This is a genomic window from Pedobacter sp. AC212, from assembly GCF_979258625.1.
Genome location: NZ_OZ409870.1, coordinates 2,727,835 through 2,751,431 on the forward strand (window position 1 = coordinate 2,727,835; position 23,597 = coordinate 2,751,431).

A 23,597-nucleotide genomic window follows, 5' to 3' on the forward strand; every position below is an offset into this window, starting at 1 on the left:
TTTTAAACAATTTGGGTTCATTTTAAATTTCCATTTTTTAGGAGGATTTTAGGTAAGAATCAATAACAATTTATTAGGAAGTTCCTCTTTTATTTAACTCATCTCTTAATCGGGCGGCTTTTTCATAGGCTTCGTCAGCAATTGCTTCCTGGAGTTTCTGTTGAAGTTCTTCAATTGTTAAATCGCCAAATCCTTGCTGTTGCGATGAACTTGGCGTTACATCAGCATCAGGTTCTTTGGCAATCGAATCCATGTTTTCTAAAAATAGAAAATCATTTCCTTCAATTACAATCCCTGCAGAGGCCAGTATAAATTCGTACGTATAAATTAACGCGTTAAACCGAACGGCAAGTGCAATTGCATCTGAGGTTCTCGCATCAATTTCGTGGGTGGTTTTTCCATCGCTACAGATTAGTTTTGCATAAAAAACACCATCGACCAAATTGTAAATAATGATTTCTTGTATGTTGATATGAAAGGTGTCAGCCATTGATTTAAATAAATCGTGGGTTAATGGCCTGCTCGGAGTCATCTTTTCAATTTCAATAGCAATTGCCTGAGCTTCAAATGCGCCTATAATAATGGGCAACCTTCGGCGGCCATTTACTTCTCCTAAAACCAGGGCATAAGCACCAGATTGAGTCTGGCTGTAAGATAAACCTACAATATCTAATTTAACTTTTTTCATATATCGTTTTCAAACCTCACATATATTTAGATATGCGAAGTTTAAAGTAATTTATTATCCTTTATGCGCTTTTAAAGCTTCTATTAATTTTGGTACAACTTCAAAAGCATCACCAACAATACCGTAATCTGCTACTTTGAAAAAAGGAGCTTCAGGATCCTTGTTGATCACCACGATTACTTTTGATGAACTTACACCAGCCAAATGTTGAATTGCACCAGATATGCCGATGGCAATATATAAGTTGGGGCTAATTGAAATTCCTGTTTGACCTACGTGTTCTGAATGCGGTCTCCAATCTGCATCAGAAACTGGTTTTGAACAAGCGGTTGCAGCACCTAATAAACCAGCTAACTCTTCAATCATTCCCCAGTTTTCAGGCCCCTTTAAACCACGTCCGGCCGATACCACTAATTCAGCATCTGGAAGTGAAACTTTATCAGTTGCTCTTACAATATCTTTGATAACAGTTCCTAAGTCTGATTGTTTAACATCAGCAGAGAAGGTTTCAATAGCAGCTTCGTTGTTATTTTCTTTCACACCAAAGGCATTCGGGTTTAAGGCTATTACCTTATTTGCCGATGTTAGTTCGGTAATGGCAAAGGCTTTACCGGAAAATGCAGTTTTCTTAACCGAAAATTTTCCATCTGTACTAGGCAACTCAACAGCTCCATCTGCCAAACCAGCTTTAAGTTTCACTGCAATACGAGGCGCTAAGCCTTTACCAGAGAATGAATTCGATAATACGACGATGTCTGCATTTTCTTGTCCAGCAGCTGCAGCAATTACGCTTGCGTAAGCCTGGTTTACAAACGTTTTTAACTGATCTACACTTACATTTAAAACCTTCGATGCACCGTATTTACCTAACTCTTTTAATTCACTTTCTGCAACATCGCCAATAGAAATGGCAACTAAATTGGTCGATTGTTGATCGGCAATGGCTTTGGCGTATGAAACTGCCTCGAAAACAGATTTCTTAAACTTCCCTTCAGCTTGTTCTACATATACTAATACTGACATATTTTTATCTTAAATCTCCGATGGAGATGTTTATCTACTCAATTAATTATCTCGGTTTATTTCAAGTTCAAACTTAACTAGATCCGTTAAATCACTTTCGCTTCACTATGTAGCAAGCCAATCAACGACTCCGTTTGATCTGCAGGAATTAATTTCACCGTACCGCGTGGAGCTGGAGTTTCATATTTAGTCACCTTGGTAACTTCCTCAATCGACACTGGATCAACAACAGCTAAAGGTTTTGTTCTTGCGCTCATAATACCACGCATGTTAGGGATTTTTGGTTCAGCAACCCCTTCAGCACAGCTTGCTACAAACTTGCCTGAAACGGTAACTACTTCTTTTCCACCTTCAATTTCTCTTTCTACAGTTGCATTATCTCCATCGATTTCAAGTTTTTTGATGATTGAAATTGAGGGTATGTCTAAAAATTCTCCGACCATTGCGGCTACCTGATTTCCATTATAATCAATAGACTCCCGTCCGGTTAAAATAATATTGAAATCTTTATCCTTTGCATATTCTGCAATTTGTTTTGCTACGAAATAGGCATCACGTGGAGCAGCATTTACTCTTACGGCATCATCTGCTCCAATTGCAAGTGCTTTCCTGATGGTTGGATCGTTTGCAGCTTCGCCAACATTGATTACAGTTACTGTTCCTTTACCACCTTCAGTTAACTCGATTGCTCTTGATAACGCAATTTCATCATAAGGATTAACAATATATTGTACTCCGGCTGTATTGAATTCGGTATTATCATTGGTAAAAGTTATTTTTGTCGTCGTGTCGGGCACGTTACTGATACAAACTAATATTTTCATATGTTAATTTGGGTTTTAGTGAATATGAAATTATCAAAGCTTAAAGTAAGGCTCCTGATTAATCATACTATTGGTCTTATTTATATATGGTCTTTCTGCAAATTTAATTAAAAAAGCAAGGAAATAAAATGTCATCAAGCCGTTTAGCAAAGTTATTGGAGTTTTTAGAAAGTGATCCGAACGATCCGTTTATACTATATGCCTTAGCCACAGAGTATAACACTCAAAATGACAAAGAAAAGGCCTATTCTTTTTACCTTCAGTTAACGGATAAACATCCAGATTATGTAGGAACTTATTATCATTTGGGTAAGTTATTGGAAAAAGATGATCAAAAAGATAAAGCGATTGAAGTATATCAAAAAGGAATGGCTGTAGCCCGTAACAAGAGAGATATGCATGCATTTTCTGAGTTACAAGGTGCGTACAACACTGCTGCAGGTTTAGATTATGAGGATGAATAATTTAGTCAGTCCTTTTCAATTATTTGTTTATTGCTAATCCGCTAGAATAAATGCAAGCTAAACCCATCGCTGCTAAAAAGCAGTGGCTATTTATCAGGAATGTCGTTTTGTTCACCTTCACTTCTTTCGGTGGCGCACAAGCTCATTTAGCATTGCTGTTAAAGTATTTCGTTAAAAATTCCAAGTTTATTTCGGAAGAAGAGTTACTGGAGCTGAACGCTTTAGCACAGGTTTTACCGGGGCCAGCATCTACACAAACACTGGTGGGGATAGCCTGGAAAGTTGGGAAACTGAAGCTGGCAATCCTTACTTTTTTGATTTGGATCTTGCCAACAGCAGCAATTATGACATTTGCTGCGATTAGCTATGCCTTGCTTGATCAGAAGCAAAAGTTTAGCGATATTCTGGAGTATATTCAGCCCATAGCGTTGGGTATTGTGGCTTATGGAGCCTGGCAGTTGGGTAAAAAAGTTTTGTCTTCACAAGTGTCCATTTTCTTAGCCATATCTTCCGTTGTGGCGACCTTTGTTCTGCGTAATGCCTATGTATTTCCGCTAGCAATTTTAGTTGGTGGGATAATTTCTTCCGCAATTGAAACGCCTAAAGAGGAAACGGAATTAAGAGTTAAACTTTTCTCGAATATTAACCCGAAGAAGATGATTTACTTTTTAGGTGCACTACTTTTATTCGCACTTGTTGGTGCCATTATCAACAGAACATCACCTTTCAGCTTGCCAATTCGTTTGTTAGAAAACTTTTACAGGAACGGAATATTGGTTTTCGGCGGTGGCCAGGTGCTTGTCCCGTTAATGTTTACTGAGTTTGTAGAGATGAAGCATTATCTGCCTTCATCAGGTTTTCTGTCAGGTTTTGCGTTACAGCAAGCGCTTCCCGGCCCAACATTTTCATTCACCAGTTATCTCGGGGCATTAAGCATGAAGAACTTTGGCTACGGCGTATGGGGACAGGTACTGGGCGGCTTAATTGGTGTAATCGGAATTAATTTACCAGGATTAATTTTGGTTTTATTTATCGTTCCTTTTTGGGATGATTTGAAAAAAATCTCAAGGATTCGCTATAGTCTTTCTGGTATCAATGCGGTAAGCGTAGGTTTCATTATTGCCGCCTTTATCCTGTTGCTTATCCCGATGGGTTTTAACTGGTTGTTTTTAGGGATAATGGTAGCCACATTTCTACTTTTAAACTTCACCAAAGTGAGCCCGCCTGTTATTGTTTTAGCAGGAATATTATTCGGATATCTTTTCTAAATAAAAAAAGGGAAACTTTTCGATTTCCCTTCAACTATTTACCTCATTAAAATGGTGGGTCTTCATCATTGTAATCGTCCATTTTTGATGGTCGAATAATCACATTGCTTTGTTTTTCAAAATCTTGTGATGGGTACATTCCTGCAGATGGATCTGCTGAGGCAAACGAAGTTGGTGCTGTGAAATCCTCTTCCAAATCTGTAAATTTAACAAACTTACCAATAAATCGAAGTGGTACAATTCCGGTTTCACCATTCCGGTGTTTAGCAATAATTACCTCGCCAATTCCCGCTTGTGATCTTCCTTGCTCATCTTCGGTAATCCCATAATATTCTGGGCGATAAAGGAATAACACCATATCTGCATCCTGTTCAATTGAACCCGATTCACGCAAATCGGATAACATCGGTCTCTTTCCTTGCAAACCAGGTCGGCTTTCTACCGCACGACTTAACTGTGATAAGGCTAGAACGGGAACATCTAATTCTTTGGCAACTGATTTCAAAGCTCTTGAAATACTACCGATTTCTTGCTCACGGTTACCGCCACCTTTACCGCCTTCACCTTTACCATGCATCAACTGCAAATAATCTACAATTACTAATTGAATATCGTATTGCGATTTTAGTCTTCTACATTTTGCTCTAAATTCAAAGATATTTAGTGCTGGAGTATCATCAATAAGTAGGGGAGCTTCAGTTAAGCGACCGATTTTACTGTGAAGCTGCTGCCATTCCCACTCTTGTAAATTTCCTTTTCTGATTTTTTCTTGCTCTATTTCAGCTTCTCCCGATATTAAACGGTTAACTAACTGAACAGAAGACATCTCTAAAGAGAAAACTACTGTCGGTTTTTGAAAATCAACTGTCGCATTCCTAGCGCAGGTAAGTACGAAGGCGGTTTTTCCCATCGCCGGACGAGCAGCGATAATTACTAGATCTTGTTTTTGCCAACCTCCGGTAATGCGATCTAACCCTGTAAATCCAGTCGGAACACCCGTTAAGCCATCTGTTTTTGTTCGAAGTTCTTCTAGGGTCGCTAATGATTGTTTGATAATATCGTCCATTTTCTGCGTATCTCTCCGCAAGTTATTTTGGGCAATATCAAACAATCCTTTTTCCGCATGATCTAATAAATCGAAAATATCAGTGGTATCTTCATAAGCATTCGTAATAATATCAGTAGAAATTCTAATCAATTCACGCTGAATATATTTTTGGGAAATAATCCGGGCGTGATATTCAATATTTGCGGCAGAAGCTACACGGTTAGTCAGATTAGTAATATAATAAGCTCCGCCAACCATTTCTAAAGTACCCATCTGGCGCAGTTCTGATGTTACTGTTAAAATATCTACTGGTTTCGATTTTTCGAACAGCATGTGGATGGCTGCAAATATTTTTTGGTGGGCTTCATGATAAAAAACCTCAGGCTTTAAAATGTCGATAACAGCCGAAAGCGCATCTTTTTCCAACATCAATGCACCTAAAACTGCCTCTTCCAAATCTAATGCTTGGGGAGGCAATTTACCCATTGAACTCACTGTTGTATTTAATCTTGCTTTTCGGGATGATATACTATTCTTTCCGCCTTGTTCGTTATCGATACTCATTTTACAAAAGTAGTTAATTTTTGATCCGAATGTTTTAACAAGTTCTTAGCTGTTTGTTAACAAATTGAAGAAGAATAAGATTAAGTTTTCGTTATTTTAAAAAGATCTCAAATTTTTGAACAACAAAATGTTGATAATGGAAGGGTGATAAACATGGATTTATAGGGAATGGATAACTGAGGGAATAGGAATCGGTAATTGAAATAGGTGAATAGGGAATAGGGAATAGGTGATGGGGAATAGGTAATTGTAGAAAATGTAACAGTGCTTTTCTTAAGTTAGACTAATCAACTTCCTATTTCCAATTATTTATTACCTATATAATTCGATTGCCAATAAAAATCAATCCTCTGATTTATTCCCATATTTTCCAATAGCAAATAATTTTGCTTGCCTTGCCGGAAAAACAATTACTTTTGCAAACAATTTTACATCATGGATAATTTTAGAAGACCGCAAAGAGCAAAGGAAAATAATGAGTTTGTATTTGGCATTAGAGCTGTAATTGAAGCAGTGAAAGCTGGTAGAGATATTGAAACGATTTATCAACAACGTGGTCTGGGCGGAGAATTATTTCTGGAATTAAAAGCACTACTTAAAGATACCTTGATCCCATTGAACGCTGTTCCAATTGAGAAATTGAATAGAATGTCTCAGAAAAATCATCAAGGTGTTATTGCTGTTATTTCTCCTATCACTTATCAAAATATTGAGGATATTGTTCCTGCTGTTTTTGAAAAAGGCGAAGTGCCGTTGATATTGGTGTTAGATAGTGTTACTGATGTACGTAACATGGGTGCAATTGCTCGTACAGCTGCTTGCGTGGGCGTGCATGCTATTGTAGTACCGTTAAAAAATGCCGCACAAATTAACGCAGATGCTATTAAAACTTCTGCGGGAGCACTATTTAATATCCCAATTTGCAGACATGCTAACCTTCATAAAACCTGTTTGTTTTTGCAAGAAAGCGGTTTGCAAATTGTAGCCTGTACCGAGAAAACCACAGATTTAATTTACTCTCCAGATTATACCATGCCAACAGCAATCGTTATGGGGTCGGAAGATGAGGGGATTTCCAACGATCTTTTAAGAGTAGCAGATCATTTAGCAAAAATTCCAATGGCTGGCAAAATAGAATCATTAAATGTGTCAGTTTCTGCGGGTGTTATTTTATATGAGGCTGTAAGACAAAGAACTACCTAAGGATGGTGTCCTTTTAATTTCTTAGTTAGGAATATAATTATGTATTTTTAATTAGAAATTCCACTTATGCTTCCTGCAAAGAACATTACCGAAGTTATCACTCATTTAGATGATATTATCAATCAAAGCATTGCCAAAAAATCCAGAGCGGGATATTTTGCTTGCTTGTATCGAAAAATGACCATCGCTGTTCAAAATGGGATAAATGACGGTTTGTTTGAGGACGGACAGCGAATGGAAAAGCTTGATGTGATTTTTGCAAATCGATATATCGACGCTTATTTCTGTAATTTGAACCAGACTCCACTAACTTCTTCATGGAAATCTGCTTTCGACGCCAGTATACAGCCTTACACTGTCATTCAACATTTATTAATGGGCATGAATGCACATATTAACTTGGATCTAGGTATTGCTGCTGCTGAAACTGCAAAGGATTCTGATATTCAGTTGATTAAAAAAGATTTCAATTTTATCAACAATATTATTGGTAGCTTGATAAATATAATCCAAAAGGATTTAGAAGAGATTTGCGCCCCAATGAAATTATTAAAATATGTCGATAATAAAAGCAAAGAATCTGTAATCAATTTTAGCATTACAGCGGCAAGAAATACCGCTTGGGCAAATGCTGTTGGCCTTTCTGTTCTGCAAAAGAATATGTATCAGGGCTACATCAAAAATCTGGATGATAAAATTAATGTAGTAGCCAGAAATATTATAAATCCTAACTTTTCTCAAAGCTTAGTTTTAAGAACAGTTAGGATTTTCGAACCAAAAGATGTTGGTGAGATTATAAAATTTTTGAAAGATTAAATGAATCTATTTCCGAATCTGGATTTAACTTCGGCTACAAATTCTTTTACTTTTTGCTCCTCATTACGTGGGCAAATCATTAACATATTATTGTTTTCCACTACAATGTAATCATGTAGTCCTTGTAGGATGACCAGTTTATCTTTCGGTACATTAACCATACAATTCGACGAATCGAACATAATCACCTGTTCTGAGGGAATTACCGCATTGCCAACATAATCCTTTTCAGCCATTTCATAAATTGAAGCCCAGGTACCTAAGTCAGACCAGCCAAAATCAGCAGGTAAAACATAAACATTATCAGCCTTCTCCATAATACCAAAATCGATAGATATATTGGTGCATTGCAGATAAGCATTATTTATAAAATCATTCTCTCTTTCGGTATTCATTTCTGAACGGCCCTGATTGAAAACTTCGTACATATCTGGTAAATGCCTTTCAAATGCTTTCAAAATTGATTTTGCTGACCAGATAAAAATTCCGGCGTTCCATAAAAAATCACCACTTTGGATAAATGATTTGGCTAATTCCAAATTTGGCTTTTCGGTAAATGTTTTAACACGATGTAAATCAGTATCGGTATTTAGCACATGGTCGGTGTGCTGAATGTAGCCGTAACCCGTATCAGGTCTGTTAGGTTTGATGCCCAACGTAATCAAACAATCATTTTTTGAAGCGGCATCAAGCGATTGCCCGATGGAATCGATAAAACCATCTATGTTAGCAATGGTATGATCTGAAGGTGCTACAACGATAGTCGCATTAGGATTAAGCTCATGTATTTTTAAACTTCCATAAGCTACACAAGGGGCCGTGTTTCTTAATAAAGGTTCCGCCAAGATTTGATTATCTGAGAGCTGCGGTAACTGTTCTTTTACAAGATCAGCATAAATCTCATTGGTAACGATAAATATATTTTCTGGTAAACAGATTTTTAAAAACCTTTCGTAAGTACTTTGGATCAGTGTTTTACCAACTCCAAAAAAATCGATAAACTGCTTAGGGTATTCTGTTCTGCTCACCGGCCAGAAGCGACTTCCGACTCCGCCAGCCATTATTAGGGCGTAATAATCTTTATTCATTTTATGATTTAAAATTACACTATTCCTTCATTCAAAAGATCGTGCAAATGGATAATTCCAAAGTAAGTGTTTTGTTTCAGTACTAGCAACTGCGTAATGTTATTTTCCTTAATTATGTGTAGTGCTTCTACTGCAAGAGCGTCGTATTGTATACTTTTTGGCTGCTTTCCCATAATATCTTTGGCCTTCAGTCCAGTAACCGAATCATTGTTCTCAAGCATCCTCCTGATATCGCCATCGGTAATTACACCAATAACACTATTTTCCTCATCAACAACAGCAACAGCACCCAAACGGTTTTTGCTAATTTCTATTAATACATCCTTAACGGAGGCCGAGGGATTTATTGAAGGTTTTTCATTAGAAAGGGCCAGATCTTTGGCCTTTAAATAAAGCTTTTTTCCCAATGATCCTCCGGGGTGATATTTCGCAAAATCAGACTCATTAAATTCTCTACATTCTAAGAGACAAATAGCCAATGCATCGCCCAAGGCAAGTTGAGCCGTTGTGCTGGTAGTTGGTGCTAAATTATGTGGGCAAGCCTCTTTTTCAAATGAGGTATTTAATACAAGATCTGCCTGTTCGGCTAAAAAAGATGCCAATTCTCCAACCATTCCAATCAGTTTATTTCCTGCAGATTTAAGCAATGGGACCAACACTTTTATTTCTGGAGTATTTCCGCTTTTTGATAAACAAATAATGACATCATTTCTTTGAATCATACCCAAATCGCCATGAATTGCATCTGCGGCATGCATAAAAATAGCAGGCGTGCCAGTAGAATTAAAAGTAGCAACAATTTTTTGAGCGATAATAGCGCTTTTACCTATGCCCGTTACAATAACTCTTCCATCACAATTTAAAATGGTAGATACCACTTGCTCGAAATCATCGTTAATGTTTTTCGCAACATTTAATATCGCTGCTGCTTCAAGCTCTAAAGTGCTTATGGCTGATTGGATTATGTATTTTTTACTTTTCAAAGAGAAAATAATTGTTGGTGAATACTTGAAATTCTTGTAAAATTATGTTATTTTGGATAGAAAAATAGCATCGCATATTTTATTACACAAAATGGACGTGAAAAAGTCGTTATTTGATAACCTACAAAATTTCTTTGGGTTTGATAATTTCAAAGGTGATCAGGAGTCGATCATAACAAATATATTAGAAGGCAATAATACTTTCGTTATTATGCCAACCGGCGGAGGAAAGTCTATTTGCTATCAATTGCCAGCATTAATGAGCGAAGGAACGGCGATTGTAATTTCTCCTCTAATTGCATTAATGAAAAACCAGGTGGATCAATTAAGGGCATTTGGTGGAAATGATAGTATCGCACACTTTCTTAACTCATCTTTAAATAAGTCTGAAATTACACAAGTTAAGTCTGATCTTTTAAGTGGCCAGACGAAGTTGTTATATGTTGCGCCAGAGTCGCTGGCTAAACAAGATAATATCGAGTTCCTGAATTTAATAAAAATCTCTTTTGTCGCGGTTGATGAAGCGCATTGTATATCGGAATGGGGTCATGATTTCAGACCTGAATACCGTAAAATAAAGCAGGTGATTGGAGGCTTGGGCAATAATATTCCTATTATAGCTTTAACAGCTACTGCCACACCAAAAGTTCAGCAAGATATTATGAAAAACCTTGGCATGACCGAGGCTACACTATTTAAATCGTCATTTAATAGGCCCAACCTATTTTATGAAATCCGCCCAAAAAGGGATATCACTAAAGAAATCATAAAGTATATTAAATCTAATCCAGGGAAATCAGGAATCATTTATTGTCTCAGTCGAAAAAAAGTAGAAGAAGTTGCAGAAGCGCTAAACCTTAATGGAATTAGTGCTTTGCCATATCATGCTGGTTTAGAACCGAAAATTAGAGCTGAAACACAAGATCGCTTTTTGATGGAAGATGCAGAAGTGATTGTAGCGACAATTGCTTTTGGTATGGGGATAGATAAACCTGACGTTCGTTTCGTTATCCATCACGATGTGCCTAAAAGTATGGAGGGTTATTACCAGGAAACTGGTAGAGCTGGCCGTGATGGGGGCGAAGGAGTTTGTATTGCTTTCTACGCTCAAAAAGACGTAGATAAGCTTGCTAAATTTATGAAAGATAAGCCGGTTTCTGAACGCGAAATTGGTACACAAATTTTAAAAGAAGTTATTGATTATGCTGAATCTGGCGTTTGCCGGCGTAAGCAGATACTTCATTATTTTGGAGAAAATTTTAATGAAACAGGTTGCAATTGCATGTGCGATAACTGCAAAAAACCTAAAAAACAATTCGATGCGGAAGAGCAGCTATCAACCTTGTTAAAATTCATCGAAAAAACAGGCGAGAAGTTTGACGATGCACATTTACTAAACGTGTTTTTGGGCTTAGAAACAGCACAAACCATTGCTTACGAGCATCGCAAAGTTCCAGAATTCGGAATCGGTAAAGAAGAAGGAATTCTGTTTTGGAAATCAGTTATCCGCCAGGCCGTTCTAAATAATTACCTTTTTAAAGATATTGATAATTACGGTTTATTAAAGCTAACTAAACAAGGAAGAGACTTTATTATCAATCCTTACAGCTTGAAATTTATCTTAAATGAACCGATTGAAACGGGCGCAGATGATGATGATGATGATGTAAAACAAGGTCCTGGAGCATTAGATACCCACTTGCTACAGCTGCTAAAAGATTTACGTAAAAAAATTGCCAAGCAAAAAAGTGTTCCACCCTTTGTTGTTTTTCAAGATCCATCTTTGGAGGAAATGTGTACGCATTATCCCATTACAATGGAAGAACTTCGACAGATACATGGTGTTGGCTCTGGTAAAGCAATGAAATTTGGTAGCCCTTTTATTGAGTTAATTAAGAAATATGTAGAAGATAACGACATTGAGCGACCAATTGATTTGATTATAAAAACTCAAGCCAATAAATCGCAAATGAAAGTTTCTATTATTCAAAATATTGATAGACAGATTGGTTTAGAAGATATTGCGGATTCAAAAGGAATTACTTACGAAGAGATTTTAAAGGAGGTAGAATCAATTGTAAACTCGGGCACTAAGCTTAATCTAAACTATTTTATTGATGAAGTCATTGATGATGATAGACAAGATGAGGTTTTTGATTACTTCCGTGCTGCCGAAAGCGATTCGATCGATGAAGCACTTAACGAACTTGGCGAAACTGACTATACACGCGAAGAAATCCAATTGATGCGAATAAAATTCATGTCAGAACTAGGGAACTAAAATTAGATTTGAGATAAAGAGACTAGATTTTAGACGGTTGACGTTTGAAATCTCAAATCTCAAATCTCAAGTCTCAAATCTCAATTATGCTAAACTATTTAGATAAAATAAAAAATACAGAATCCGGAAATTTCTTTTTGATGGCTGGTCCATGTGCAATAGAAGGTGAAGATATCGCCATGCGCATTGCTGAAAAGATTATAACGATTACAGATAAACTTAAAATCCCTTACATCTTCAAGGGTTCTTATCGCAAAGCAAATAGGAGCAAAGGCAGCTCTTTTACTGGGATTGGCGATGAAAAAGCCCTAAGGATTTTGGAGCGTATTGGTCGCGAATTTGGCGTGCCTACCGTTACAGATATTCACGAAAGTGGTGAGGCTGCAATGGCTGCTGCATATGTAGACGTTTTGCAGATCCCTGCTTTTTTGTGTCGCCAGACTGACTTGTTGATTGCTGCTGCCGAAACTGATAAAGTAGTTAATGTAAAAAAAGGTCAATTTCTTTCTGCTGGTTCAATGAAATTTGCAGTTGAAAAAGTGCGGGAAGCTGGGAACGAAAAAGTAATTTTAACGGATAGGGGAAATACTTTTGGCTACCAGGATTTAATTGTTGATTATCGGGGTTTACCCGAAATGCAAAGCTTCGGTGTTCCCGTTGTGATGGATTGTACGCATTCGTTACAGCAACCAAATCAGGCGAGTGGTGTAACTGGAGGTAAACCCGAGTTAATTTTAACCATTGCTAAAGCTGCCATTGCAGTTGGTGCAGATGGCTTGTTTATCGAAACTCACCCAGATCCAGCAAATGCAAAATCAGATGGGGCTAATATGTTGCACTTAGATTTATTGGAAGAAACTTTAACCAGGTTAATCCGGATTAGGCAGGCTATTCTTTAAAAATGATAAACTCAAAGGTATTTCTTACTGCCGAATGGCGAAAACTTGCTTTGGCACAATATGCTGTGGATAAGGCTGTGCTTTCGAAATACATACCGCCCAATACAGAATTGGATGATTGGCAAGGTAAATATTATGTGAGCTTAGTTGGTTTTATGTTCGTAGATGTAAAATTGAGAGGCTTTAATATCCCGTTTCATACCAATTTTGAAGAAGTTAATCTTCGTTTTTACGTTAAGTACCAAGACGGTGATGAGTGGAAGAGGGGCGTTGTTTTTATAAAAGAAATTGTGCCGTTGCCAGCCATCACCTTTGTGGCAAATACAGTTTACAAAGAGAACTACCAGACCTTGCCGATGAAACATGTTTGGATTGAGCAGGAACATCAGCTTGAAGTGGATTATCTTTGGAAGAACAAAACCTGGAATAAGTTTTCTGTTACCGCTTCATCAAAAGCTGAGGAAATTGTTGTGGGCAGCGAAGAAGAATTCATTACCGAACATTATTGGGGTTATACCAAGATTGGATTGAATAGAACTTCTGAATATGGCGTAGAACATCCACGCTGGGAAGCTTACCCAGTTAAACAATACAAAATTGAAGTTGATTTTGGGATTAATTACGGAAGTGATTTCGCTTTTCTTAACCATGCTGAACCAGATTCAGTAATGCTCGCAGAAGGCTCAGAAATTAGGGTTTTGAAAGGGAAGAAGTTTTAGCAGTAATAGTATTTTCATAGGCTAGTTCGCTATAAACCGGTCGTCATTGCGAGAAACTATTTTTAATAGTTTCGAGGCAATCTCACTTGATAAAATAATGCCACAAATGGGATTGTGGCAAACGCACTTCGCTGTAGGTTCAATCGGTGAAAAGTCGATTTCGCCAGCCTGCCGCAGGCAGGCAATGACGGAAAGTTAAAAACGTCAATGGTAGTGGAACGAAAAATCTGTTGACAAACAGCTCATGCCTTTCTAATAATCCAAGACAGATTTTGTTTTCTATTAAAAATTAAATTTTAGTTATCAAAAATGATGTTCTTCTATTGCTTTTTCGCCCGAGCTCGGTTTTATTATCTGCAATTGGTTTATTTGCCCCAAATCCTTTAAACGTGAGTCTTTTGGCTTCAATATTGTTTTTTAATAAATACTCATAAACGGCATTTGCCCGATTAAGTGATAACTTTTCGTTCAATTTAGCATCCCCTATATTATCTGTATGACCTTGAATTTCGATATCGACCGTTGGATTTTGATTTAAGAACTCAATCAATAAATCCAGTTCTCTAATTGATGCCGGCAAAAGATTGTACTTATTAGTGTCGAAGAAAATATTTCTCAAAGTTACATTTCCACCTTGTTTAATTTTTTCGATGTAAACTTCTATTTGGTAGGGCTTGTTAATATCGCCAGCCTTTAATTCAAAGTTTTCAGAATAAAACAAATAACCTTCTGCATTAACATTGAAAAGATAATTACTTCCGATAGGCATAACAGCTAGAAACTGGCCAGTTTCGGGGTCGGTATAGTCATCAAAAAGTGTATTGTTTGATTTTAAATCGATAACCTGAACATTGCTTTCTATCGTTTTCTTGGTGTCCTTATCTCTCACAATTCCTTTAACATAAGAAACTTTCATTGGTTTCGCAATTTCCGGCAAACCGAAACTATAAATATCCTGACCACCGAAGCCGTCTTTTAGGTTAGAGGAAAACATTCCCATGTTTCCATCAGCACTAACAATTAAACCGCTCTCATCATCAAATGAATTTATTGGATAGCCAATATTAACAGGTTTTTGAAACTTTCCTCCAACATCCATTCTGCTGTAGTAAATATCTTTGTTTCCAAAACCTGGCCATCCATCTGAGGAAAAGTAAAGTGTCTTTCCATCAGCGTGTAGGAAGGGGGTGTTTTCATCGTAAATTGTATTTATTTCAGGACCAAGATTTATAGCAGGTCCCCATTTGGCATCATCAGTAATAGTGCTTTTCCAGATATCGTAGCCTCCCGAACCGCCGGGACGGTTGCTGATGAAATATAAAGTTCTACCATCTGGACTAATTGCAGGTTGCGACTCCCAATATTCAGAATTTACAGGTTTGCCAATATTATAAGGTTCGCCCCAATCTTTGCCTTCACGGTGAGAAACATAAATATCACATCGACCCAGCCCATCTGGGCGATTACATCCCGTAAAAAATAAATATTTTCCATCTGGAGATATCGTTTGAGCGCCTTCATTATATCTAGTCGTATTAATGTTGGCTGATAAAGGCGTAGCTAAATTCCATGAATTATTCTTGAATTGAGAAGTCCAAAAGTCTTCGTTCCCGTTCGTTAGGCGTGTAAATACCAATGTTTCTCCATTGGCTGTTAAAGCAGGGAAATACTCTGAGTCGTTTGTATTAACGCCATCTCCTAGATTAGCTGGTGCGTACTTCACGGGCTTTTTAATTTCAAGGGATGCAAAATCACAGTCCATTAAGTATTTCCTTGCTCGTTTTCCCCGGTCAGAAGAATTATCTAATAATAAGAATTCATTAAAATGTTTTTTTGCCTGATCGTATTCTTGTGTGGCAAATTCCATCTCGGCTAAGCCATACATCACTTCAGGAGCTACATTTTTATTGATCAGTAATGCTTTTTGGTAAGCGACTTTAGCATCTGGATATTTCTTTTGCGCTTTGTAAACGCCGCCGAGTAAGGCGAATGCATTTTGAAATAGGGGATCTGCCTCAACAGCACTTTTCAAAACTTGCTCAGCAGATGCATAATCTAATTTCTCAATGTATGGTCCTGCCTTTTCGAAAAAAGTTTGTGCTTTTCTGTTAGGTGAACTTTGAGCATAACAGAAAACAACTGATATACTAAAGAATAAGAGAAACCAGTATTTCATTACATCAACATTTGGTGATCAAAGCTAATGTAGACTATTTAAGGAATATTTAAAAATTTATGCGTTTGCAAAGAGATCTCCCATTTCGGGTTAGCCATTACGTACTCAATAATCATTGGGGTAATTTCCTTGGATTTTGACCACTCTGGCTGAAGATAAAGCTTACAGGTTGGCGATACCATTGCCGCATATTCCTCTGCCCATTTAAAATCACTTTTATTAAAAACAATAACTTTCAACTCGTGGGCGAAAGGGGTAATATCGGGTCTGGGTGCTTTAAATTTCTTTGGTGATAAACAGATCCAATCCCAATGGCCTGAAAGAGGATAAGCACCCGAAGTTTCAATAAATGTTAAGATACCTCTATCTCTAAGTTTTTGAGTGAGGTAGTCAAGATTGTAAATAAGTGGTTCACCGCCAGTAATTACCACAGCTTTGCCTGGGAACTTATCTGCATTTTCTACAATTACATCAGCAGGAGTTAAGGGATGCATTTCAGCGTCCCAGCTTTCTTTCACATCGCACCAGTGGCATCCCACATCACAACCACCTAAGCGGATAAAATAAGCTGCTTTTCCGGTGTTGAATCCTTCGCCCTGTATAGTATAGAACTCTTCCATTAAAGGAAGTAATGTGCCGTCTTCTGGTATATCTTGTTTCATTTTTGAGGATGCAAATATCTTAAAAAAATACGGTGTAGCGGTTCCTCTTTTAAAAATTAATGTAAAGATGAAATAAGACTGATATTTAAATAGTTATTTTAGCTGGATGAAGTGGTTCAAAGCGCTAAATACTAATCAAATCCCGAATGCCAATTCAATAAAGACCCTTGAGGTTAATGGCAAACAACTCTGCGTAATCAATAATGAAGAAAAAATTGTGGTAACCCAATCTTCTTGCCCACATGCTGGCGGCCACTTTTCTGGTGGTTGGTGCAAGAATGGTCATCTGATCTGTCCGATACATCGCTATGAATACAGTTTGGAAACCGGAAGAGGTGCGGAGGGTCAGGGCGATTATATTGACATTTATCCAAGTGAGTTGAGAGAAGATGGCTTGTATATTGGTTTTGAAGAAGGTTGGTGGAGTAAACTTTGGGAATAAGTTTAACCACAGATAAAAAAGGATGGACACAGATAGAGTTAAGCAAAAATATTAGCCACCGAAACCTTAATGAATAGAAACGAGCTTAACTTCTGTGTTTTCGTTGCTAACAAATCTGTGTTTATCTGTGTCCATCTGTGGTTAAATCAGTTTAGTAAATACCTTTTAAAAAACTCTTGACAATTTAAAACTTCTATCTCAGCAAAATAGAAATCATCAACATCTTCGGTAATGATGCATTTACAGTTAACAGATTCAGCAGCATAATATTCTAATCCATCTTCAAAATCATGAATAGACTTGTTTGCAAGTGTATCTGAAACACCTTTTGATAAGTTTTCAGCAATTTTAATATGTTGACAGAGCAAATCGATTTTCTGTTTCGCTAACAGTGATTTATGTTTTTTTTCTGCAAAGTAAAAAGCAATTGCTAGGCAAAGTGGCGAAGTATAAACTTCAAATTTTGGATGAGATGCCAAACTTAAAATCCTTGAAGAATAAGTAAAAAGGGGATATTCTTTATTCAAAACTGAAACTAAAACGTTTGCATCTAAAAATATCTTCATCGATTATTTTTTAGAAGAAAAGAACTCATCTTTTGATGCTTTGCGGCCAGCCTTAACGGTTTTTTTATATTCTACTTCGCCCTCTGCAACCATACTTACCCAATCAGAAATGGGGTAATCTTCTAGTGATTTATAATCACTGGAAGTAACTTGAGTTAACAAATGCTCAATTAAACGCGATAGGCTAATATTGTTATCAGCAGCGTATTTCTTAGCCTTTGTTACTACGTCTTGGTTAAAGCTTAGAGTTAGTTTCGAATCCATAACATTATATTTATAATCAAATATAATTATTTTACGTATAATAAAAAATATTTACACGTAAAAAAGCAATCCATTATTTGAATTGCTTTTAATTATTTTTGAACCGTGGATTTTTCGCTTTGGCGTTTAAGCTTTCAGCTTTAAGAATAAATTTCTTTCCTGGCTGATGCTAATGTATTCTTCAACAAACCTACAATCGTCATTAAACCGACTCCACCGGGAACAGGTGTAATGTAAGATGAAATTGGCGCTACGTTTTCGAAATCTACATCTCCATATAATTTGAAACCAGATTTTGTTTCAGTAGATGTTTCACGGTTGATGCCCACATCAATAATTATAGCGCCCGGTTTTACCATGTCGGCGGTGATGAAATTCTTTTTACCAATTGCCGCAATAATAATATCGGCTTGTAAAACCTGTTCTTTTAAATCCTTTGTGCGGGAATGCGTAAGCGTAACTGTGCAGTTGCCTGGGTTTGCATTCCGGGCCATTAAAATACTCATCGGACTGCCAACGATATTACTTCTTCCTACTACTACACAGTGCATCCCAGAGGTATTAATGTTATATTCCTGTAACATCAACAAAATTCCATAAGGTGTAGCAGGGATGAAGCAGGGTAGATTACGCATCATTCTGCCCAAGTTTACAGGATGAAAACCATCGACATCTTTACGGTAATCAATAGCTTCCGTAACTTTCTCAGGGTCTATATGTTTTGGTAAAGGGAGCTGGACAATTAATCCATCAACATCAGCATCTTGATTAATTTCTTCGATTTTAGTCAATAATTCAGCTTCAGTAACCGAATTATCATAACGGTGAAGTGAAGATTTGAAACCCACCTTCTCGCAGTTTTTCATTTTACTGGCCACATAGGTTTCGCTTCCGCCATCGTTGCCCACTAAAATGGCAACCAAATGAGGCTTGCGTCCATTGCTATTTAAAAATTCTGCAGCTTCTTCAGCAATCTGAACTTTAACTTTTTCTGATACGTATTTACCGTCTAATAATTTCATTGTTGAAGAGATGTGAAAAGTGAGATTTAAGATCTGAGATCGAACAAATGGTCTAATGTCTCATGCCTATTATCTCATATCTAATTTTTAATCCAATTTCAAAACCGCCATAAATGCACTTTGTGGAATTTCTACGTTTCCAACCTGGCGCATGCGTTTTTTGCCTTTTTTCTGTTTCTCTAATAATTTACGCTTCCGGGAAATATCACCACCGTAACATTTAGCTGTAACATCTTTACGTAAAGCACTGAGTGTTTCACGAGCGATCACTTTTGCGCCAATAGAGGCTTGAATTTTAATTTCGAACTGTTGACGAGGAATTAATTCTCTTAGCTTTTCACAAATTTTCTTTCCGAAATCGTAAGCGTTACTTCTGTGAATGAGTGAAGAAAGGGCATCAACCGGTTCATCATTAATTAACATATCTAAACGAACCAGATCTGATTTGCGGTAACCCACCTGGTGATAATCGAAAGATGCGTAGCCCTTTGAAATGGTTTTTAACTTATCATAAAAGTCGAAAACAATCTCGCCCATTGGCATTTCGAAAACCAGTTCAACCCGATCGGAAGTCAAGTAGGATTGATTTACAATCATTCCTCTTTTCTGAATACAGAGTGACATTACAGGTCCGACAAAATCGGCTTTAGTAATAATATTGGCTTTGATAAATGGTTCCTCAACAGAATCCAGTTTGCTCGGATCAGGGAGGTCTGATGGATTGTTTACAAAAATCTCATCTCCTTTTGTAGTATGAGCGATGTAGGATACGTTAGGAACGGTTGTAATTACCGTCATGTCAAATTCACGCTCTAAACGCTCTTGAATGATCTCCATGTGCAACATTCCCAAAAATCCACAACGGAAACCGAAGCCTAAGGCTGCCGAACTTTCAGGTTCAAATACGATAGATGCATCATTCAGCTGCAGCTTGTGCATTGCTTCACGAAGTTCTTCGAATTCATCGGTATCAACAGGATAAATCCCGGCGAAAACCATTGGTTTAACTTCTTCAAAACCTTGAATTGCATCTAAAGAAGGTCTGGCAGTCGTTGTAATAGTATCACCAACTTTCACTTCTCTGGCTTCTTTTATCCCTGAAATGATATAACCCACATCTCCGGTTTTAACCACGCTCCGTGGTGCCATATCTAGTTTCAAAATTCCTACCTCATCAGCAAGATATTCCTTTCCTGTATTGATAAACTTAACCTTATCGCCTTTTTTAATCTCGCCGTTTACCACTTTGTAATAAGCGATAATTCCTCTAAAAGAGTTAAAAACCGAGTCGAAAATTAAGGCTTGTAACGGTGCTTCAGGATCGCCAACAGGTGCTGGAACACGATCTACAATGGCTTGAATAATATCGGGAATTCCTAAGCCAGTTTTCCCCGATGCAGGAATAATATCTTCGCGTTTGCAGCCAATTAAATCAATAATCTGATCTTTGACTTCCTCAGGCATCGCCCCAGGCAAATCCATTTTGTTTAAGATTGGAATAATTTCGAGGTCGTGTTCTAAAGCTAGATACAAATTCGAAATGGTTTGTGCCTGAATCCCTTGCGAAGCATCTACAATTAATAAAGCGCCTTCGCAAGCAGCGATAGAACGCGAAACTTCATAAGAGAAATCGACGTGTCCAGGGGTATCAATCAAGTTAAAGTTATATTCAATATCTCCAACCTTATAGTTCATTTGTATGGCATGACTTTTAATCGTTATGCCTCGCTCACGCTCCAAATCCATATTATCGAGCAATTGCGCCTGCGCTTCACGCTGCGAAATTGTCGCTGTATATTCTAATAACCTATCAGCCAAAGTGCTCTTGCCATGGTCGATATGTGCAATAATGCAAAAATTACGTATATGCTTCATCTTTGCGCAAAGATATGTTTTTAAATGGAAAATTTACCGTCGAAAATGGAATGCAAATCGGCCAATTTTTTTATAAAACAAGGTAGTATTTGCTGATTAGAAAATTAATGATTTCTTCCGATCAGGAGCAAAAATGTTTAGTCGTTTCGTTATCTTATTTCCCGAAAAAAATTCGGTTATTTCGAAGGAGCAATCTCAATTAATAGCATATAAAATGCCTAGTTACCATTGAATTTAATTGCTAAAGCATACGATATATTAAATTAGCTGCTCAAAAGTCAACATTTTTTGCTTTTCAGCCTCAGGTATTATAGTTGGTCTTTTTGTGTTAGTGTCAACCGCTATGCAGACTGTTTTTCCTTTACTGCAAATTACTTCCTCGGTTCCCTTTAGTTTTACAATTTGGTACTCCAAGTCAAAGCTTGTATTGCCAATTCGTGATGTTTTCACATGAACAGCTATTTTATCATTCATCACAATCGGCAGGATATAATCCAGTTCAGCATGAGCAATGACGATTCCAGTTTTATTCCAATCCCACTTTACAATTTCTTCCCAATACTTAGTTCTCGCAATTTCCAAGTAGGTAAAGTATACTGAATTATTCACATGGCCCATTAAATCAAAATCAACAAAACGAAGATGAATGTTCGTTTTATAGTTGAATTTGTCGGAAAAATCACGTATTTCTGACAATTTGTCTTTTGATTTCGATTTATTTTGCCAAAATGTCTTAAAAATCATAAAAATTTGGTTTGGTATGTAAGTTGAATAACGACTGATATCAGATTAAAAAAATAAAATTAAAGATATGACACTTGTAAATTTTAACAACAGAACCCGCAACACAGCACCTTACTTTAACAATGTTTTTGATTCATTGTTTAGTGAAGCAGTAAGTAAAAACAAAATGGTTGATAAATCGCCAAACGTTAACATTCATGAAAATGTGACTGCATATGTAATTGAGTTGGCGGCACCAGGTTTGAAGAAAGAAGATTTTCAAATCAACTTAAAAAAAGATACGCTTTCTGTTTGGGCAGAAGTTAAAAAAGACGAAACACAAATTGCCAAAGATTATACCCGTAAAGAATTTGATTTTAGCTCGTTTGCCAGATCATTTAATTTACCAGAAACTGCAGATGGTGAAAAAATTACCGCAGAATATAAAGATGGTATTTTGGTAATTAACATCGGCAAAAAAGACGATACTAAATTACAACACAAAGAAATTGTAGTATCGTAGAACAAAATATTCTCGAAAGAGGGTTTTTCATAATAGTTTAAGTTTAGGTTTTATAAGGTTAACGTTGGATGACGTTAACCTTATTTTTTATATTTAGATTGATTTTAAGTTGAAACATCAAGTTAGCCTAACGTCATTTTTTTGTACTTTTGCGCCATGGAAAGAGAAATTCTGGATACTAAACGTAAAGCACTTAAAATTAATCTTGACCCAAGGATATACGGTACTTTTGCCGAAATTGGTGCAGGGCAAGAAGTTTCAAGGAATTTTTTTAACGCTGGTGCAGCTTCCGGAACCGTTGCAAAAACGATGTCGGCCTATGATATGACTTTTAGCGATGCGATTTATGGTGCTGAAACTAATGGTCGTTATGTGAGCCAGAATAGACTTTTGCAAATGCTCGATCATGAATTTGGCCTACTTAACGAAAGATTATCGGGCGAAAAATATGAGAGTAGAACATTTTTTGCTTTTGCCGATACAGTTACCACACTAAATTATAAACGTACAAATGAACCTCACGGCTGGGTAGGACTTCGATTCCAAAACGAGCCAGGTGGTGCTCCAAATGAAATATTTTTCCATGTTCGCTTGCTTGATACCGATGTAAATATGCAACAGCGTGTGCTTGGTATTATTGGCGTTAATTTGGTTTATGCAGCCTTCTATCTTAATGAAGATCCAAAATTAATGGTTGAATCTCTAGCTGATAATTTAACGATCGGTTCGGTTGAAATAGATTTAATCTCGGTTAAGGGACCGGCATTTCCTGGGGTAGATAATATCTTACTTAATTTATACATGATTATGAAAGATTTTTCTGCGGCAGCTATTTTTGACGCAGATACTCACCCACGCCAAGCTAAAGATTTATTGTACAAAAAGGACATCATGATTTTGCGAACCAAATATGGTCAGAAATCATTACCAAATTTCAATCTATTTAACAAGGCTACAGAGCAATTTAAACGAACCAATAAAGTAGAAGAGGGAAATATTGCTGTTATGATTGAGGTTTTATTGACCAATGTTTTAACGGATGAACAAGAAACTCCAGACCATATTGATTTAGAATCGGTTGCTAAACGTACGCAAGAAATGTGCGATACTGGAAATATTGTGATCGTTTCAAATTTCACTCGTCATAATCGGTTAGCTAAGTATTTGGCTCGTTGTAAGCCAAAAAGTGTTGGCCTTGCTACCAACATTAACAACTTGAAGTTCGTTTTTAACTCTACAAATTTTAAAGGTGAAAATTATTCTGGTCAGTTATTGAGTTATGTTAACGACATGTTCAATACAAATGTTCGTTTGTTTGCCTATCCGTTTTTAGATAAAAAAACAAATGAAGTAATTACAACTTCGAATATGCCTGTTACGCCTGAGGCAAAGCCACTTTTTGATTTCCTTTTAGTTAACGGTTACATCACCGATATTAAAGATTACAGTGAAGATGAAGTAAAAACCGTTTAGTCT

General features: G+C 36.9%; 23 protein-coding genes. 10 read left to right on the forward strand and 13 right to left on the reverse strand.

The window, feature by feature from the left end:
• Positions 1–73: 73 nt before the first annotated feature.
• The 3 genes from ACZZZC_RS11835 to ACZZZC_RS11845 form a co-directional block, all read right to left on the reverse strand.
• Positions 74–688, reverse strand: a complete 615-nt coding sequence (locus tag ACZZZC_RS11835) for a bifunctional nuclease family protein (protein ID WP_463486135.1) — start codon at positions 686–688, stop codon at positions 74–76.
• A 54-nt stretch (positions 689–742) separates the two neighbouring features.
• Entirely contained in the window at positions 743–1,711 is a 969-nt protein-coding gene (locus ACZZZC_RS11840; protein ID WP_463487300.1) for an electron transfer flavoprotein subunit alpha/FixB family protein, read from the reverse strand.
• Positions 1,712–1,797: 86 nt separating this feature from the next.
• Positions 1,798–2,535, reverse strand: a complete 738-nt coding sequence (locus tag ACZZZC_RS11845) for an electron transfer flavoprotein subunit beta/FixA family protein (protein WP_463487301.1) — start codon at positions 2,533–2,535, stop codon at positions 1,798–1,800.
• Positions 2,536–2,663: 128 nt separating this feature from the next.
• On the opposite strand from ACZZZC_RS11845, the gene ACZZZC_RS11850 reads away from it, so the two are divergent.
• Positions 2,664–2,999 carry a tetratricopeptide repeat protein gene (locus tag ACZZZC_RS11850; RefSeq protein ID WP_265801085.1) on the forward strand — a complete coding sequence of 112 codons (336 nt, stop codon included), beginning with the start codon at positions 2,664–2,666 and terminating at the stop codon, positions 2,997–2,999.
• Between the two features lie 50 nt (positions 3,000–3,049).
• A complete protein-coding gene (chrA, locus tag ACZZZC_RS11855; RefSeq protein WP_463487302.1) occupies positions 3,050–4,267 on the forward strand; it encodes a chromate efflux transporter in 1,218 nt (405 codons plus the stop codon).
• A 46-nt stretch (positions 4,268–4,313) separates the two neighbouring features.
• On the opposite strand, the gene dnaB is transcribed toward chrA, so the two are convergent.
• On the reverse strand, positions 4,314–5,879 hold the full coding sequence (gene dnaB, locus ACZZZC_RS11860) for a replicative DNA helicase (RefSeq protein ID WP_463487303.1): 1,566 nt from the start codon (positions 5,877–5,879) through the stop codon (positions 4,314–4,316).
• 435 nt (positions 5,880–6,314) lie between these two features.
• Here dnaB and rlmB point away from each other — a divergent pair, with 435 nt between their 5' ends.
• Together rlmB and ACZZZC_RS11870 are read left to right on the forward strand one after the other, a co-directional pair.
• Entirely contained in the window at positions 6,315–7,082 is a 768-nt protein-coding gene (gene rlmB / locus ACZZZC_RS11865; RefSeq protein ID WP_265801088.1) for a 23S rRNA (guanosine(2251)-2'-O)-methyltransferase RlmB, read from the forward strand.
• 66 nt (positions 7,083–7,148) lie between these two features.
• Positions 7,149–7,898, forward strand: a complete 750-nt coding sequence (locus tag ACZZZC_RS11870) for a DUF5995 family protein (protein WP_463487304.1) — start codon at positions 7,149–7,151, stop codon at positions 7,896–7,898.
• Here the strand turns inward: ACZZZC_RS11870 and ACZZZC_RS11875 are convergent.
• Together ACZZZC_RS11875 and ACZZZC_RS11880 are read right to left on the reverse strand one after the other, a co-directional pair.
• Complete coding sequence (locus ACZZZC_RS11875; RefSeq protein WP_463487305.1) at positions 7,895–8,986, reverse strand: mannose-1-phosphate guanylyltransferase; 1,092 nt, start codon at positions 8,984–8,986, stop codon at positions 7,895–7,897. The two genes, ACZZZC_RS11870 and ACZZZC_RS11875, sit on opposite strands and share 4 nt — an antisense overlap.
• Before the next feature lie 14 nt (positions 8,987–9,000).
• Positions 9,001–9,969, reverse strand: a complete 969-nt coding sequence (locus ACZZZC_RS11880; protein WP_463487306.1) for a KpsF/GutQ family sugar-phosphate isomerase — start codon at positions 9,967–9,969, stop codon at positions 9,001–9,003.
• A gap of 91 nt (positions 9,970–10,060) precedes the next feature.
• Between ACZZZC_RS11880 and recQ the strand changes: the two genes are divergently transcribed.
• The 3 genes from recQ (at position 10,061) to ACZZZC_RS11895 (ending at position 13,868) form a co-directional block, all read left to right on the forward strand.
• Positions 10,061–12,250, forward strand: coding sequence for a DNA helicase RecQ (gene recQ / locus ACZZZC_RS11885; RefSeq protein WP_463488239.1), 2,190 nt, complete (start codon positions 10,061–10,063; stop codon positions 12,248–12,250).
• A gap of 86 nt (positions 12,251–12,336) precedes the next feature.
• Positions 12,337–13,149, forward strand: coding sequence for a 3-deoxy-8-phosphooctulonate synthase (gene kdsA, locus ACZZZC_RS11890; RefSeq protein ID WP_463486141.1), 813 nt, complete (start codon positions 12,337–12,339; stop codon positions 13,147–13,149).
• Between the two features lie 2 nt (positions 13,150–13,151).
• Complete coding sequence (locus ACZZZC_RS11895) at positions 13,152–13,868, forward strand: YqjF family protein (RefSeq protein ID WP_463486142.1); 717 nt, start codon at positions 13,152–13,154, stop codon at positions 13,866–13,868.
• A 289-nt stretch (positions 13,869–14,157) separates the two neighbouring features.
• Here the strand turns inward: ACZZZC_RS11895 and ACZZZC_RS11900 are convergent, their stop codons facing one another.
• Together ACZZZC_RS11900 and ACZZZC_RS11905 are read right to left on the reverse strand one after the other, a co-directional pair.
• Entirely contained in the window at positions 14,158–16,044 is a 1,887-nt protein-coding gene (locus ACZZZC_RS11900; RefSeq protein WP_463487307.1) for an OmpA family protein, read from the reverse strand.
• Between the two features lie 38 nt (positions 16,045–16,082).
• Positions 16,083–16,706, reverse strand: a complete 624-nt coding sequence (locus ACZZZC_RS11905) for a 7-carboxy-7-deazaguanine synthase QueE (RefSeq protein WP_056848802.1) — start codon at positions 16,704–16,706, stop codon at positions 16,083–16,085.
• A gap of 106 nt (positions 16,707–16,812) precedes the next feature.
• Between ACZZZC_RS11905 and ACZZZC_RS11910 the strand changes: the two genes are divergently transcribed.
• Positions 16,813–17,148, forward strand: coding sequence for a Rieske (2Fe-2S) protein (locus ACZZZC_RS11910; protein ID WP_463486144.1), 336 nt, complete (start codon positions 16,813–16,815; stop codon positions 17,146–17,148).
• A 146-nt stretch (positions 17,149–17,294) separates the two neighbouring features.
• Here ACZZZC_RS11910 and ACZZZC_RS11915 read toward each other — a convergent pair whose 3' ends face one another.
• From ACZZZC_RS11915 to ACZZZC_RS11935, 5 genes are all read right to left on the reverse strand, one after another.
• Positions 17,295–17,714 carry a PIN domain-containing protein gene (locus tag ACZZZC_RS11915; RefSeq protein WP_463486145.1) on the reverse strand — a complete coding sequence of 140 codons (420 nt, stop codon included), beginning with the start codon at positions 17,712–17,714 and terminating at the stop codon, positions 17,295–17,297.
• 3 nt (positions 17,715–17,717) lie between these two features.
• Positions 17,718–17,978, reverse strand: a complete 261-nt coding sequence (locus tag ACZZZC_RS11920) for a DUF6364 family protein (RefSeq protein WP_463486146.1) — start codon at positions 17,976–17,978, stop codon at positions 17,718–17,720.
• A 140-nt stretch (positions 17,979–18,118) separates the two neighbouring features.
• Positions 18,119–19,000 carry a bifunctional 5,10-methylenetetrahydrofolate dehydrogenase/5,10-methenyltetrahydrofolate cyclohydrolase gene (locus ACZZZC_RS11925; protein WP_463486147.1) on the reverse strand — a complete coding sequence of 294 codons (882 nt, stop codon included), beginning with the start codon at positions 18,998–19,000 and terminating at the stop codon, positions 18,119–18,121.
• 87 nt (positions 19,001–19,087) lie between these two features.
• Positions 19,088–20,875 carry a translation elongation factor 4 gene (lepA, locus tag ACZZZC_RS11930; protein WP_463487308.1) on the reverse strand — a complete coding sequence of 596 codons (1,788 nt, stop codon included), beginning with the start codon at positions 20,873–20,875 and terminating at the stop codon, positions 19,088–19,090.
• A gap of 258 nt (positions 20,876–21,133) precedes the next feature.
• The gene (locus ACZZZC_RS11935; protein ID WP_463486148.1) at positions 21,134–21,619 is read right to left on the reverse strand and encodes an acyl-CoA thioesterase; all 486 of its coding nucleotides are present in this window, start codon (positions 21,617–21,619) and stop codon (positions 21,134–21,136) included.
• A 67-nt stretch (positions 21,620–21,686) separates the two neighbouring features.
• Between ACZZZC_RS11935 and ACZZZC_RS11940 the strand changes: the two genes are divergently transcribed.
• Positions 21,687–22,121: an Hsp20/alpha crystallin family protein gene (locus tag ACZZZC_RS11940; protein WP_463486149.1), complete on the forward strand. Its 435-nt coding sequence runs from the start codon at positions 21,687–21,689 to the stop codon at positions 22,119–22,121.
• A 156-nt stretch (positions 22,122–22,277) separates the two neighbouring features.
• On the forward strand, positions 22,278–23,594 hold the full coding sequence (locus ACZZZC_RS11945) for a hypothetical protein (protein ID WP_056848809.1): 1,317 nt from the start codon (positions 22,278–22,280) through the stop codon (positions 23,592–23,594).
• The last annotated feature ends 3 nt before the right edge of the window (positions 23,595–23,597 follow it).

Coding starts and splice junctions, on each gene's coding strand:
- ACZZZC_RS11835 (WP_463486135.1), bottom strand. CDS start 688: ATGAAAAAAGTTAAATTAGATATTGTAGGTTTATCTTACAGCCAGACT.
- ACZZZC_RS11840 (WP_463487300.1), bottom strand. CDS start 1,711: ATGTCAGTATTAGTATATGTAGAACAAGCTGAAGGGAAGTTTAAGAAA.
- ACZZZC_RS11845 (WP_463487301.1), bottom strand. CDS start 2,535: ATGAAAATATTAGTTTGTATCAGTAACGTGCCCGACACGACGACAAAA.
- ACZZZC_RS11850 (WP_265801085.1), top strand. CDS start 2,664: ATGTCATCAAGCCGTTTAGCAAAGTTATTGGAGTTTTTAGAAAGTGAT.
- chrA (WP_463487302.1), top strand. CDS start 3,050: ATGCAAGCTAAACCCATCGCTGCTAAAAAGCAGTGGCTATTTATCAGG.
- dnaB (WP_463487303.1), bottom strand. CDS start 5,879: ATGAGTATCGATAACGAACAAGGCGGAAAGAATAGTATATCATCCCGA.
- rlmB (WP_265801088.1), top strand. CDS start 6,315: ATGGATAATTTTAGAAGACCGCAAAGAGCAAAGGAAAATAATGAGTTT.
- ACZZZC_RS11870 (WP_463487304.1), top strand. CDS start 7,149: ATGCTTCCTGCAAAGAACATTACCGAAGTTATCACTCATTTAGATGAT.
- ACZZZC_RS11875 (WP_463487305.1), bottom strand. CDS start 8,986: ATGAATAAAGATTATTACGCCCTAATAATGGCTGGCGGAGTCGGAAGT.
- recQ (WP_463488239.1), top strand. CDS start 10,061: ATGGACGTGAAAAAGTCGTTATTTGATAACCTACAAAATTTCTTTGGG.
- kdsA (WP_463486141.1), top strand. CDS start 12,337: ATGCTAAACTATTTAGATAAAATAAAAAATACAGAATCCGGAAATTTC.
- ACZZZC_RS11895 (WP_463486142.1), top strand. CDS start 13,152: ATGATAAACTCAAAGGTATTTCTTACTGCCGAATGGCGAAAACTTGCT.
- ACZZZC_RS11900 (WP_463487307.1), bottom strand. CDS start 16,044: ATGAAATACTGGTTTCTCTTATTCTTTAGTATATCAGTTGTTTTCTGT.
- ACZZZC_RS11905 (WP_056848802.1), bottom strand. CDS start 16,706: ATGAAACAAGATATACCAGAAGACGGCACATTACTTCCTTTAATGGAA.
- ACZZZC_RS11910 (WP_463486144.1), top strand. CDS start 16,813: ATGAAGTGGTTCAAAGCGCTAAATACTAATCAAATCCCGAATGCCAAT.
- ACZZZC_RS11915 (WP_463486145.1), bottom strand. CDS start 17,714: ATGAAGATATTTTTAGATGCAAACGTTTTAGTTTCAGTTTTGAATAAA.
- ACZZZC_RS11920 (WP_463486146.1), bottom strand. CDS start 17,978: ATGGATTCGAAACTAACTCTAAGCTTTAACCAAGACGTAGTAACAAAG.
- ACZZZC_RS11925 (WP_463486147.1), bottom strand. CDS start 19,000: ATGAAATTATTAGACGGTAAATACGTATCAGAAAAAGTTAAAGTTCAG.
- lepA (WP_463487308.1), bottom strand. CDS start 20,875: ATGAAGCATATACGTAATTTTTGCATTATTGCACATATCGACCATGGC.
- ACZZZC_RS11935 (WP_463486148.1), bottom strand. CDS start 21,619: ATGATTTTTAAGACATTTTGGCAAAATAAATCGAAATCAAAAGACAAA.
- ACZZZC_RS11940 (WP_463486149.1), top strand. CDS start 21,687: ATGACACTTGTAAATTTTAACAACAGAACCCGCAACACAGCACCTTAC.
- ACZZZC_RS11945 (WP_056848809.1), top strand. CDS start 22,278: ATGGAAAGAGAAATTCTGGATACTAAACGTAAAGCACTTAAAATTAAT.